This is a genomic window from Sanguibacter keddieii DSM 10542 (assembly GCF_000024925.1).
Taxonomy (GTDB): domain Bacteria; phylum Actinomycetota; class Actinomycetes; order Actinomycetales; family Cellulomonadaceae; genus Sanguibacter; species Sanguibacter keddieii.
The window spans coordinates 2,338,595-2,351,332 of the sequence record NC_013521.1 but is presented as its reverse complement, the minus strand read 5'-3'; the positions used below and the strand labels follow the sequence as shown (position 1 = coordinate 2,351,332).

Below are 12,738 nucleotides of genomic sequence, written 5' to 3'. Positions count from 1 at the left end.
GCCCCCGGCTGCACAGCGCGGCGCAGCAGGACGGGACCTCCCGAACGGATAGTGTCGCAGGTGGACGACCCGCATCGGGCGTGCAGGTCAGCAGACGAGAGCAGGAGAGCATCATGTCGGGGCAGCGGGTACGGAGCGCAGCAGTGCGTCGGAGCACGGCGTCGATCCGCCCACCGGTCCCGGCTGCCCCGCAGGACTCCGTCCCGCTCTGGCTCAGGTCCTCCGCCGGCTGGGCCTGGCGCCTCATCATCGTGACCATCGCGATCGGCCTCGTCGTCTTCGCGACCTCACGGGTCCAGCTCGTCTTCATCGCGCTGTTCGTCGCCCTCGTCTTCTCCGCCGTGCTCCGCCCGGTCGTCAACATCTACGCCAAGGTGATGCCCCGGGCCCTCGCGACAGCCCTCGCGCTGCTCAGCGGCATCCTCGTCATCGGCGGGCTGCTCGCCTACGTCGTCGCCTCCGTCGCCGGCCAGTGGCAGAAGCTCTCCGACCAGTTCGAGAGCGGCACCAACCAGATCTTCGAGTTCCTCGAGAACGGACCGCTGCCCTTCTCGATCACGGTCGACGACATGCGCGGCTGGTTCGACGACGGCCTCCAGTGGGTCCAGGACCACGCCGGCGACATCGCCGGCACGGCCTTCGAGCAGGCGGGCACCGTCTTCGAGATCTTCACGGCCCTCGCGTTGGCCTTCTTCTGCACCATCTTCTTCCTGGCCCGCGGCGACAGCATGTGGTCCTGGTTCCTCAACCAGCTGCCCAGCCGGCTCCGCGACACCTGGAAGGTCGTCGGCGGCGCAGGCTGGTACACCTTCTCCGGCTACACCCGCGGCACCGTGATCATCGCCGTCACCGACGGGATCCTCGCGGGCATCTTCCTCACGATCCTCGGGGTGCCGCTCGCCGCCCCGCTCGCCGTGCTCGTGCTCATCGGCGCGTTCATCCCGCTCATCGGTGCCCCCGCCGCGATGGTCATCGCGATGGTCGTGGCGCTCGCGGCCGACGGCATCTGGAAGGCCGCGCTCGTCGGCGTCGGCATCGCCCTCATCGGCCAGTTCGAGGGGCACGTCCTCCAGCCGCTCGTCATGGGACGGCAGGTGTCGTTGCACCCGGTGGTCGTCGCGATCTCGGTGACGGCCGGGACGCTGCTCTCCGGGATCCTGGGCGCGGTCATCGCCGTCCCCCTGGTCGCGGTCGCCTGGGCCGTCTACTCCCAGCTGCGCACCCTCGACCCGCCCATGCCGGAGGACCTCGACGACGACGAGGACGACGACGGAGGAGACGAGTCCGACGACGGCGAGGGCGACGGCGACGAGGCCGCGGTCTCGGTGACCGTCCCCACGACACGACCTGCCGGCCAGGACCCGACCACCAGGACGACGACCCCGTCCACGACGACCTCCCCCACAACCGAGGACCCACGCACCACGCAGGACCCACCGACCAGCACGGCGTGACCCGCCGCGGCGAAGGAGACCCATGCGCATCGCAGTCCCGACAGAGACCAAGCAGGACGAGCTGAGGGTCGCCCTCACCGCGGACGGCGCCCACCACCTGGTGCAGGCGGGCCACGAGGTGCTGGTGCAGTCCGGCGCCGGGGTCGGGTCCTCCGTGACCGACGCCGACTACACGGCTGCGGGCGCGCGTGTGGTCGCCGACGCCGAGCAGGTCTGGGCGGAGGCGGAGCTGGTCGTCAAGGTCAAGGAGCCCCAGCCGTCGGAGCACCGGTTCCTGCGCAGCGACCTCACCCTCTTCACCTACCTGCACCTCGCCGCCGACCGCGCGTGCACGCAGGCGCTGCTCGACGCCGGCACCACGTCCTTCGCCTACGAGACCGTCCGTCTCGCAGACGGCTCGCTGCCGCTGCTCGCCCCGATGAGCGAGGTCGCCGGGCGGCTGGCCACCCAGGTGGGCGCCTACCACCTCACGAGCCCGGCCGGGGGAGCGGGACTGCTCATGGGCGGCGTCCCGGGGACCCGTCCGGCCAAGGTGGTCGTGCTCGGCGGCGGCACCGCCGGGCGCAACGCAGCGCAGGTCGCGCTGGGCATGCGGGCCGACGTCACCGTCCTCGACCTGCAGGCGCCGGTGCTCGCCTCGATCGACCGCGAGCACCGCGGGACCGTGCGGACCGTGACCTCGACGGCCGCCGCGCTCGACCGCGAGGTCGCCGGAGCCGACCTCGTGGTCGGTGCGGTGCTGGTCCCCGGTGCCCGGGCGCCCCGGCTGGTCTCGGACGAGCTCGTGTCCCGCATGCGCCCGGGCTCGGTGCTCGTGGACGTGGCCGTCGACCAGGGCGGCTGCTTCCAGAGCACGCGAGCCACGACGCACAGCGACCCCACCTACCGGGTGCACGGCAGCGTCTTCTACGCGGTCGCGAACATGCCCGGCGCGGTCCCGGTGACGAGCACGCAGGCGCTCACCAACGCGACCCTGCCGTACGTCGCCCGCCTCGCAGCGCTCGGCGGGGCACGGGACCTCGAGGCCCTCGCCGCCGACGCGCCCCTCGCCGCCGGGCTCGCGACGCTGCACGGCACGCTCGCCCACCGCGAGGTGGCGCAGGCGCACGGGCTCGGGTGGGTCGAGAGGTTCGCACCCGCCGTCTGACCGGGCAGGGACGGCGCGACCGCAGACGGGGGCGCGGGTCAGGTGGGCCCGTCTCGTCGTGGCTTGTCGACCTCGGACGGCTCGTGACGTATGAATGGAGTCATGTCTGACTCTTCCCACGAGCTCGACGCGAGCAACCCCTTCGCGAGCCGGTCCACCCTTCCCTACGCCCTGCCCGACTTCTCGGCGATCCGCGACGAGCACTACATCCCGGCGGTGCGCGCCGGGATGGCCGCGGAGCTCGCCGAGATCGAGGCGATCGTCACCGACCCGAACCCGCCGACCGTCGAGAACACCCTCGAGGCGCTCGAGACGAGCGGTGAGGTGCTCGACCGAGCCCTCACCGTCCTCTACAACGTCGCCTCGGCCGACGCGAGCCCTGCGCTCGAGGACATCGAGGAGACGCTCGCCCCCGAGCTCTCGGCGCACCACGACACCATCTACATGGACGCGCGCCTCTACGCCCGCGTCGTCGCCCTCGACACCGCGGTCCGCGCGGGCGAGGTCGAGGCCGGTGACGACACCCGCTGGCTGCTCGAGAACCTCCTCCAGGACTTCCGCCGCTCGGGCATCGACCTGAGCGCCGAGGACCAGGCGACGCTCCGCGACCTCAACGCGCGCACCACGTCGCTGGAGGCGGCCTTCGGGCGGCGCCTCCTGGCCGGTGCGAACGCGGCGAGCGTCTTCGTCGACGACGTCGCCGACCTCGAGGGCCTCGCCGACGACGCGATCGCGGCAGCCGCGCAGGCCGCCGCCGATCGCGGCGAGGAGGGGCGCTACCTCCTCGAGATGCAGCTGCCGACGCAGCAGACCGTGCTCGCCTCGCTCGCCCGTCGTGACGTGCGCCGCCGGGTGCACGAGGCCTCGGTGACGCGCGGGGCGACCGGTGACGACACCGACACCCGCGAGATCGTCGTCGAGCTCGCCCGGCTGCGGGCCGAGCACGCCCGCCTGCTCGGCTACGACCACCACGCGGCGTACATCGCCGAGGACGCCACCGCCAAGACGACCGAGGCCGTGAACGCGATGCTCGCCCCGCTGGCCCCGGCCGCGGCCGCGAACGCCCGCAAGGAGGCCCTCGACCTCACCGAGGCGCTCGTCGCCGACCTCGGCGACCCGGGCGCGACGCTCGAGGCCTGGGACTGGGCCTACTACGCCGAGCGTGTCCGCAAGCAGCGCTACTCCCTCGACGACGCCCTGCTCCGCCCGTACCTCGAGCTCGAGAAGGTCGTCCAGGACGGCGTCTTCAAGGCCGCCACCAAGCTCTACGGCATCACCTTCTCCGAGCGCACCGACCTCGTGGGCTACCACCCCGACGTGCGGGTCTTCGAGGTCTTCGACACCGACGGCGCCGGCATGGGCCTGTTCCTCGCCGACTACTACACGCGCGAGTCCAAGCGCGGCGGCGCGTGGATGAACAACCTCGTCGACCAGAGCTACCTCACCGGTGAGCTGCCGGTCGTGGTCAACAACCTGAACATCGTCAAGCCGCCGGCGGGGGAGCCCACGCTGCTCGTCTTCGACGAGGTCATCACGCTCTTCCACGAGTTCGGCCACGCGCTGCACGGGCTCTTCTCCGCCGTCCGGTACCCCTCGCACTCGGGCACCGACGTGCCGCGCGACTTCGTCGAGTACCCCTCGCAGGTCAACGAGATGTGGGCGTGGGACGAGTCGATCCTGCGCTCCTACGCGGTCCACCACGTCACGGGCGAGCCGCTCCCGGAGCAGTGGGTGCGCACCATGCTCGACTCCCGCCTGTTCAACGAGGGCTTCGCGACGACCGAGTACCTCGCCGCGACGCTCCTCGACCAGGCCTGGCACCAGGTGACCCCGGAGCAGGTCCCGAGCTCCGTGGACGAGGTCCTGCCCTTCGAGGCGGCCGCTCTCGAGGCCGCCGGCGTCGCGCTCTCCGAGGTCCCGGCCCGCTACCGCACCACGTACTTCAACCACGTGTTCGGCGGTGGCTACTCGGCCGGCTACTACTCGTACATCTGGTCCGAGGTGCTCGACGCGGAGACCGTCGAGTGGTTCCGCGAGAACGCCGACGCCGACGGCCGGGTCCTCAACCGCGCCTCGGGCGACCGCTTCCGCGCCGCGCTGCTGTCCCGCGGAGGGTCGACCGACCCGATGCAGGCCTTCGGCGAGCTGCGCGGGCGGGCGCCCGAGATCGCCCCGCTGCTGGCCCGCCGCGGCCTCGTCTGACGAGGCCACCGGTCACCTCCGGAGCCCCGCTCCCGGCCACGGCGGTCCCACCAGACCGTCGTGGCCGGTGCGCGTGATGCGGCGCGACCGCTCTCCGGGCACCTCGGCCGCGCCGCCGCGTGGCAGGTAGCGTGGGGGGATGACCTCACAGAACACCGCACCGACCCCAGTCCCGAGCGCCCAGGACGAGGTCGTCCAGATCTGTCAGGACCTGCTGCGCATCGACACGTCGAACTTCGGCGACGGGTCCGGCCCCGGTGAGCGTGCGGCGGCCGAGTACGTCATGACCTCCCTGCACGAGGTCGGTCTCGAGCCCGAGCTGTTCGAGTCCGAGCGTGGCCGCGCGAGCGTCGTGGTCCGGCTGCCCGGGCTCGACCCGACCCGTCCCGCCCTGGTGCTGCACGGTCACCTCGACGTCGTGCCGGCCCAGGCCGACGACTGGCGGGTCGACCCCTTCGGCGGCGAGGAGATCGACGGTCTTCTCTGGGGCCGCGGTGCGGTCGACATGAAGGACATGGACGCGATGATGCTCGCCGTCGTCCGCCAGATGGTCCGCGAGGGACGCAAGCCGGCGCGCGACGTCGTGCTCGCGTTCTTCGCCGACGAGGAGGCCGGAGGTGCACTCGGCGCCCGGTGGGCGGTCGACCACCGCCCCGAGCTCTTCGAGGGTGCGACGGAGGCGATCAGCGAGGTCGGAGGCTTCTCGACCACCATCAACGGCCAGCGGGCGTACCTGCTGCAGACCGCCGAGAAGGGCATCGGCTGGCTCCGTCTGATCGCCGACGGACGTGCCGGGCACGGCTCGCAGGTGCAGACGGACAACGCCGTGGTGCACCTCGCGGCAGCCGTCGCACGCATCGGTCAGCATCGATGGCCGTACGTGATGACGCCGACGGTCGAGGCGCTGCTGCGCGGGGTCTGCGACCTCACCGGCCTGCCCTTCGACCCCGAGGACCCGGCCACGGTCGACGCGCTCATCGACGCGATGGGGTCTGCCGCCCGGTTCGTCGGGGCGACGGTCCAGAACACCTCGAACCCCTCCCAGCTCGCCGCCGGGTACAAGGCGAACGTCATCCCGGGCCGAGCCGAGGCGACGGTCGACGCGCGGTTCCTGCCCGGGCACGAGGAGTCCGCGATGGCGACCCTCCGCGAGCTCGCCGGAGAGCACGTGCGGATCGAGCCCATCCACCAGGACATCGCGCTCGAGGTCCCCTTCAGCGGCAACCTCGTCGACGCCATGACGTCGTCGCTGCTCGCCGAGGACCCAGAGGCCGTGGTCCTGCCCTACGCGCTCTCGGGCGGCACCGACAACAAGTCGCTCGCGCGGCTCGGCATCACCGGCTACGGCTTCGCGCCCCTGCTGCTCCCCGAGAGCCTGGACTTCCCGGGGATGTTCCACGGCGTCGACGAGCGGGTCCCCACGGACTCGCTGAAGTTCGGCACGAGGGTCCTCGACCGGCTCCTCGCCACCTGCTGACGCGGGGTCTGCCCGGGGACGGCCCTGCCGGGGGACGGCCCTGGGCAGGGCCCGCGGCTCAGAGCGTGCTGCGCACCCGGATGATCTTGCGGCGCAGCCACACCCGACGCGCGCCGCCCATGTAGAGCACCGAGCGGGCCAGCTCCCACCGGCCGTACTCGGCCTCGTCGGTGAGCATCCGGCGGGTCTCGGACCGGCCCTGCTCCCGGGGGATCGAGATGACGCGGTACTCGTACTGGCCGCCGTCCTCGGCCCACATGGTGGGCCGGACGCGCGGCTGGGTCGGTGCTGGGGATGCGGGGGAACCCCCGGGGTTGTGACGATCCATGGTCCCACCACCTTCTCGCGTGCCGTCGGGGGCACCGGGGACGCCTCGATCGACCCGCCGAACGTACCAAAGCCTGCTGACAGCGGCCTGGGGTGGCCACGGTCTCGACCTGCGGCGGCCGCCTTTCCCGCCTGCAGCGGCCGCCGTCGCGGACCGGGCGGTGCTGCGGAGGGCGCGGTGCGGTCGAGCGTCGTGCGGGGTGTGCTGAAGTCGCAGGGTCTGCGTGGTGCCATTCGGGCTGGTGGGGCGCTACGGTCAGGGTATGACCGTCGACCCCCGCGCCGCCCTTGATCGTCTCGTCGCCGCACTCGAAGCCCACCACGGGGCCGTGAGCAGCGCACGCGGCGACCAGGACGCCTCCGTCGACGACGCCTACGACGTGCTGGCCGACGCCTTCGACGTCTACGACGAGGCCATCGGCAACTCGTACGGCGAGGCGCTGCCCTTCGTGCTCGCGGACGACGACGAGGACGACGACGGCGAGCACGACGACGACGTGGACGAGGACGACCTCGACGACGACGAGATCGACGGTGCGGACCTCGACGACGCGGACGAGTCTGGCTACCGCGGCTGAGGTCGGCGACCTCTCCCACACCCCGACGGTGCGTCAGCCGCGCGGCGCGCCAGCACCGTGCCCGTCGGCCGCGCGTCCGTCAGGCCTGCGGCGCGCTGACGTCGTCGAGGGCCCGGCTCACCGCCGACGGCAGCTCGAGGCCGTCGGCGCCGAGGATCTCGCGCAGCTGCGCCGGGGTCCTCGCCCCGACGATCGCCGACGACAGGTAGCCGCGCTCGAGCAGCCACGCGAGCGCGACCTCGAGCGGCGAGCGCCCGAGACCTGACGCAGCCGTGCACAACGCGTCGACCACGGACGAGGCCGGCCCGGAGAGGTAGGGCTCGACGAACCCGGCGAGGTGCGCCGAGGCGCCGCGTGACCCCGGCGGCACGGTGCCCCGGTACTTGCCGGTCAGCACGCCACGGCCGAGCGCAGACCACCCGAGCACGCCGACGCCGAGCGCCTGCGACGCGGGGACCAGGCTGCGCTCGACCTCGCGGGCCAGCAGCGAGTGCTCCACCTCGACCGCCGCGAGGCCCGGGCCGTCGCTGCCGGCCAGGCGACCCGCGACGTACCCGATGTGCCAGGAGCTGTGGTTCGACAGGCCCACGTAGCGGGTCCGGCCGGACGACACGGCGTGCGCGAGGGCGGCGACCGTCTCGTCGAGCGGCGTGCCCAGGTCGGGCGCCTGGACCAGGAAGAGGTCGACGTGGTCGGTGCCCAGCCGGGCCAGGGACGCGTCGAGGTCGGAGAGCAGGGCGCGCCGGGAGGAGTCCACGACCGTGCCCTGCGGAGAGCGGCGCAGCCCACCCTTGGTGGTCAGCACGAGGTCGTCGCGGTGCACCACCGAGCCGACCAGGGAGCCGAGGATCTCCTCGCTCGCGCCGTCGGCGTAGGAGCCCGCGGTGTCGACCAGCGTGCCGCCGGCGTCGGCGAAGTCGCGCAGCTGCTCCGCGGCGTCCTGCGCGTCGGTCTCGCGACCCCAGGTCATGGTCCCCAGACCGATCGCGGAGACGTGCAGGCCGGTGCGGCCGAGGCGGCGGTGTTCCATCCCCGCAGACTACGTGGAGCGTCGGGGCGTGCGTGCACGGCGTGCCCGTCGGCGGGTCCTGCGCCAGAGCGGGGCTGCGGGCCCGTGGAGGGGTAACGTGTCTCGACGTGAACGCGATCGAAGCACTCGTCCTCGGGCTCGTCCAGGGCCTCACGGAGTTCTTGCCCGTCTCGTCGAGCGCGCACCTGCGGATCGTCGGCGAGCTCATCGGCTCCTCCGACCCCGGTGCGGCGTTCACCGCCATCACCCAGATCGGTACCGAGGCCGCCGTCCTCCTGTACTTCAGGCGCGACATCGCGACGATCTGCCGGGCGTGGTGGCGCGCGCTGCGCGGCGCCGACGGCACGGGGTGGCGCGAGCGCATGGGCTCACAGGACCACGACGCCCGCATGGGCTGGTTCATCGGCCTCGGCAGCGTCCCGATCGTGATCCTCGGGCTCCTGCTCGAGGACTCGATCGACCAGAACTTCCGCAACCTGTACCTCGTCGCGCTCATGCTCGCGGTGTTCGGCCTCATCCTCGGCCTCGCCGACAAGGTGGGCAAGAAGACGCGCACCCTCGACCAGCTGACGCCCCGGCACGCGCTCTACTTCGGGCTCGCGCAGGCGATGGCGCTCGTGCCGGGCGTCTCCCGCTCGGGCGGCACCATCACCGCGGGGCTGCTCATGGGCTACTCCCGCGAGGCCGCGGCGCGCTACTCGTTCCTGCTGGCGATCCCGGCGGTGCTCGGCTCCGGGTTCTACAAGCTCTTCAGCTCCTCGGGTGACGTCGCAGGACCCGGTGCTGGCGCCACGCTGCTCGCGACGCTCGTCGCCTTCGTCGTCGGGTACCTCGTCATCATCGTGTTCCTCAAGATCGTGTCGACCTTCAGCTACAAGCCCTTCGTGTACTACCGACTCGGTCTCGCCGTCGTGGTCGTGCTGCTCCTGGCGACCGGCGTCCTCACGGCCCAGGGCGGCGTCTGACCGCACGCGGACCCGCTCTGACGGCGGCGCCCGCCCACCACGGGCGTCGGTCTGTGGGCCCGGTGGCTCAGAGCCAGCCGTTGTGCCGGAAGGCGCGGTGCAGCCCGAGGCAGATGCCGACCATCGCCACGAGCACCCCGGGGTAGCCCCAGGTCCACGAGAGCTCGGGCATGTGCTCGAAGTTCATCCCGTAGATCCCGGCGACCAGGGTCGGCACGGCAGCGATGGCGGCCCAGGCCGAGATCTTCCGCATGTCCTCGTTCTGACGGACGGACACGAGCGACAGCCGGACGGTGAGCATGTCGGAGAGCAGCCTGTCGTGGCTCTCGAGGTGCTGGTCTATGCGCTCGGCGTGCGTGGTGAGCCGCTCGAGGAGCTGACGGTCCAGGCGCAGCGACTCGGTCGCGGTCGTCGTGCGGTCGTCCCCGAGGTCGGGCAGCTCGACCGACAGGGGCAGCAGGGCACGCCGGGCCTCGGAGATCTCCCGCTTGAGGTTGTACAGCCGGGGGAGCGGGTCCTCGTCGAGCTCGAAGGCCACCTGCTCGAGGTGCGCCACCGCGTCGCCGAGCGCGAGCTCGACGTCGGACGCGCCGGCGAGCAGCTCGACGAGCATCGCGGCGAGCGCGGGCAGGGCGCCGGCGCCCTTGAAGGCGCGGTGCTCGGCGAGCTTCTCCGCCACCTTCTCGGTGATGCCGGCCGTGCCCGACTCGGCCGAGAACAGCATGGTCCCGGTCGCGAAGAGCACGAGGCGGCCGGTGGTGACCTGCTCGTCGTCGTAGGCTGCGGTCGGGACCACCACGTAGAGCGCGTGGTCGTTCACCCGGACCACCCGTGGGGCCGCGCTCGACGGGCCGTGGCTGGTGCGTGCCAGCCGGGCACGGACCTCCGAGACGTCTCCACCGCGCTCCTCGGCGGCGTCGAGGACGTCCGCGCCGTCGTCGACCACGAACCACCGTGCCTCCGGCCGGCTGGACCCTGCTGCGCCGGCGGCGGCTGCGGACCCGGCACCACCGACTGCCGGTGGCGTCCCTGCCTCGCTCCCGAGGTCGTGCCACTCGTCGTCGACCCGCTCGACCGTGCGCCGGACGGTGACGGAGTGCTCCTCGGTGGTCATGCCTGCATTGTGGACCATGCCCGCACCCGGTGCCGGGAGAGGGCCGCCCGCGCCCTGAACACGACCCAGCAGGGGCTCCAGCTCGGGATACTGTTGGACCGTGCTCACCTGGCCTGCCCCACAGATCCCTGAACTTCCCGGCCGCGGCGACGTCGTCCGCGTCCACGACAGCTCCACCGGCCGGCTGGTCGTCGCCGCCGAGGGGCCGTCGGCGTCGCTGTACGTGTGCGGCATCACGCCCTACGACGCGACCCACATCGGCCACGCGGCCACCTACGTGGCCTTCGACCTCCTCGGTCGGGCGTGGCGCGACGCCGGCCAGCAGGTCACCTACGCCTCGAACGTCACCGACGTCGACGACCCGCTGCTCGAGCGGGCCACGGCCACCGGCGTCGAGTGGCAGGACCTCGCGGTCGAGCAGACGGCGCTGTTCGCCGAGGACATGACGGCCCTCGGCGTCGTGCCGCCCGACGTGTACCTCGGTGCGGTCGAGACCATCCCCCCGGTCGCCGCCGCGGTCGAGGAGCTCGTGGCGGCCGGCGCGGCGTACCGCGTGCCCCTCGAGGAGGGCGCCGGCGGTGACGCGCCCGCTCTCGGCGACGTGTACGCCGACGTGACGGCCGACAGCGCCTTCGGGCAGGTGTCGCGCATGGACGAGGCGACCATGCTCGAGCTCTTCGCGGAGCGCGGGGGAGACCCCGGGCGTGCCGGCAAGCGCAACGCCCTCGACCCGCTGCTCTGGCGCCGGGAGCGCCCGGGCGAGCCGGCCTGGGAGGCCGGTTCCCTCGGGACGGGCCGTCCCGGCTGGCACATCGAGTGCGCCGTGATCGCCCGCGCAGGCCTCGGCCTGCCCTTCGACGTGCAGGGCGGCGGGTCCGACCTGCTGTTCCCGCACCACGAGATGAGCACCTCGCACGCCCGCCTCATCGGTGACGGCGACGTCCACGGCGTCGGCGCGGCGACGCACGTGCACGCCGGCCTCGTCGGCTACCAGGGCGAGAAGATGAGCAAGTCACGCGGCAACCTCGTGTTCGTGTCCCGGCTGCGCGCCGAGGGCGTCGAGCCCATGGCGATCCGCCTCGCGCTGCTCGCCCACCACTACCGCTCCGACTGGGAGTGGACCGACGCGAGCCTCACCGAGGGTGTCGCCCGCTTCGAGACGTGGCGCTCGGCGGTCTCCGGCAACGGCGGACCCGACGCCGACGCGACCCTCGCCGAGGTCCGTGCAGCCCTCGCCGACGACCTCGACGCGCCCCGTGCGCTGGCCGCCGTCGACCGGTGGGCCGAGCTCTCGCTCGCCGGCACGGAGAAGCCGGTCGAGGGAGCGCCGGGTGTCGTCTCGCGTGCCGTCAACGCGCTGCTGGGCGTGCGCCTGTAGGACGGACGCCGAGCAGGACGGGCCACCGGGCAGGTGCGCTGACGCCGAAGGCTTGCAGGTCACGTAGCGTCATGTGATCCGGTGGACTCACTCCAGTCCCCCTGAGGAAGGTCCCGCCCATGCTCTCGTCCATCACGTCGCCGCGACAGGTCAAGATCGGTGACGCCGCAGCGTTCGTCGGCACCACACCCCGGGCGATCCGTCACTACCACGCGATCGGCCTGCTCCCCGAGCCTGAGCGGGGTGGTGACGGCCGCCGCCGCTACGGCTACGACGAGATCATCCGGCTGCTGTGGATCCGCAAGATGGCCGATGCAGGCGTCGCCCTGGACGACGTCCGCGACGCCTTCGCCGACGCGGCACCTGCGGGAGCCGACGGCGAGAGCAGCAGCGGCGACGTCGCAGACGTCCTGGCGCGGCTGGAGCAGAACCTCGTGGCCCAGGAGGCCGAGCTGCGGCGCCAGCGAGCCGCCGTCGAGCGGATGCGCACCCGGGGCAGCCGGCTCGGTCTGCTCGACGACCTCGTCTCCCGCCGCCTCGAGGGTCTGCCCGAGGGATCCCTGCGCCAGGCAGACCTCGACACCCTGCTGGTCACGGAGCGGATCTTCAGCCCGCTCGGCGCCGCCGTCCAGGCCGGCCGCTTCGTCGCCCTGGCCACCACCCCTGGTCTGCGGGAGGAGTCCGACCGTGTCGACGCCGCGGAGGAGGCCCTCGACGACACGGTCGCCGTCGACGACCCTCGCGTCGCGCAGGTCGCCGAGCAGCGGCACGTGTTCGAGCTCGCGCTGCACGCGGCCATGGAGAACTCCGGGGCTGCGCAGGAGGACGACGCGCTCTTCGACGCCTGGGACGAGCTGCACCCCGCTGACGAACCCGCGTGCACGGCCAGCAGCCCTGCTCGTGGACGAGAGCCGAGGACCGTCGTCGAGGCCGTCGGGATGATGCCCTACGACTTCTCCCCGGCGCGCGTGCGGTGCATGGAGCTGGCCCTGGAGCTGAGCATGGAGACGTCCGTCGCCGAGGCACCCGCCCCTGAGGCACCGGCCCCGTGAGCTGCCCGCCGCTG

Annotated in this window: 11 protein-coding genes; 8 read left to right on the top strand and 3 right to left on the bottom strand. The window is 72.7% G+C overall.

Annotation, left to right across the window (positions count from 1 at the left end):
- Positions 1 to 113 precede the first annotated feature (113 nt).
- The 4 genes from SKED_RS10325 to SKED_RS10310 all read left to right on the top strand — a co-directional run bounded on the left by SKED_RS10325 (position 114) and on the right by SKED_RS10310 (position 6,280).
- Positions 114 to 1,454 (top strand): AI-2E family transporter, encoded by a 1,341-nt coding sequence (locus SKED_RS10325; protein WP_052293886.1) that lies wholly within the window; start codon positions 114 to 116, stop codon positions 1,452 to 1,454.
- A 22-nt stretch (positions 1,455 to 1,476) separates the two neighbouring features.
- Positions 1,477 to 2,601, top strand: a complete 1,125-nt coding sequence (ald, locus tag SKED_RS10320; protein WP_012867096.1) for an alanine dehydrogenase — start codon at positions 1,477 to 1,479, stop codon at positions 2,599 to 2,601.
- Between the two features lie 102 nt (positions 2,602 to 2,703).
- Positions 2,704 to 4,803, top strand: coding sequence for a M3 family metallopeptidase (locus tag SKED_RS10315; protein WP_012867095.1), 2,100 nt, complete (start codon positions 2,704 to 2,706; stop codon positions 4,801 to 4,803).
- A 139-nt stretch (positions 4,804 to 4,942) separates the two neighbouring features.
- Positions 4,943 to 6,280 (top strand): M20/M25/M40 family metallo-hydrolase, encoded by a 1,338-nt coding sequence (locus tag SKED_RS10310; protein WP_012867094.1) that lies wholly within the window; start codon positions 4,943 to 4,945, stop codon positions 6,278 to 6,280.
- A gap of 58 nt (positions 6,281 to 6,338) precedes the next feature.
- On the opposite strand, the gene SKED_RS10305 is transcribed toward SKED_RS10310, so the two are convergent.
- Complete coding sequence (locus SKED_RS10305; RefSeq protein WP_012867093.1) at positions 6,339 to 6,539, bottom strand: DUF5703 family protein; 201 nt, start codon at positions 6,537 to 6,539, stop codon at positions 6,339 to 6,341.
- 331 nt (positions 6,540 to 6,870) lie between these two features.
- Between SKED_RS10305 and SKED_RS10300 the strand changes: the two genes are divergently transcribed.
- Positions 6,871 to 7,185, top strand: a complete 315-nt coding sequence (locus SKED_RS10300) for a hypothetical protein (RefSeq protein WP_012867092.1) — start codon at positions 6,871 to 6,873, stop codon at positions 7,183 to 7,185.
- A gap of 79 nt (positions 7,186 to 7,264) precedes the next feature.
- Here SKED_RS10300 and SKED_RS10295 read toward each other — a convergent pair whose 3' ends face one another.
- Positions 7,265 to 8,215 carry an aldo/keto reductase gene (locus SKED_RS10295; protein WP_012867091.1) on the bottom strand — a complete coding sequence of 317 codons (951 nt, stop codon included), beginning with the start codon at positions 8,213 to 8,215 and terminating at the stop codon, positions 7,265 to 7,267.
- Positions 8,216 to 8,322: 107 nt separating this feature from the next.
- Between SKED_RS10295 and SKED_RS10290 the strand changes: the two genes are divergently transcribed.
- Complete coding sequence (locus tag SKED_RS10290) at positions 8,323 to 9,180, top strand: undecaprenyl-diphosphate phosphatase (protein ID WP_012867090.1); 858 nt, start codon at positions 8,323 to 8,325, stop codon at positions 9,178 to 9,180.
- A gap of 67 nt (positions 9,181 to 9,247) precedes the next feature.
- Here SKED_RS10290 and SKED_RS10285 read toward each other — a convergent pair whose 3' ends face one another.
- Positions 9,248 to 10,294: a magnesium and cobalt transport protein CorA gene (locus tag SKED_RS10285; protein ID WP_012867089.1), complete on the bottom strand. Its 1,047-nt coding sequence runs from the start codon at positions 10,292 to 10,294 to the stop codon at positions 9,248 to 9,250.
- Positions 10,295 to 10,394: 100 nt separating this feature from the next.
- Between SKED_RS10285 and mshC the strand changes: the two genes are divergently transcribed.
- Positions 10,395 to 11,672 (top strand): cysteine--1-D-myo-inosityl 2-amino-2-deoxy-alpha-D-glucopyranoside ligase, encoded by a 1,278-nt coding sequence (mshC, locus tag SKED_RS10280; RefSeq protein WP_012867088.1) that lies wholly within the window; start codon positions 10,395 to 10,397, stop codon positions 11,670 to 11,672.
- 119 nt (positions 11,673 to 11,791) lie between these two features.
- A complete protein-coding gene (locus SKED_RS10275; RefSeq protein ID WP_012867087.1) occupies positions 11,792 to 12,724 on the top strand; it encodes a helix-turn-helix domain-containing protein in 933 nt (310 codons plus the stop codon).
- Positions 12,725 to 12,738 lie beyond the last annotated feature (14 nt).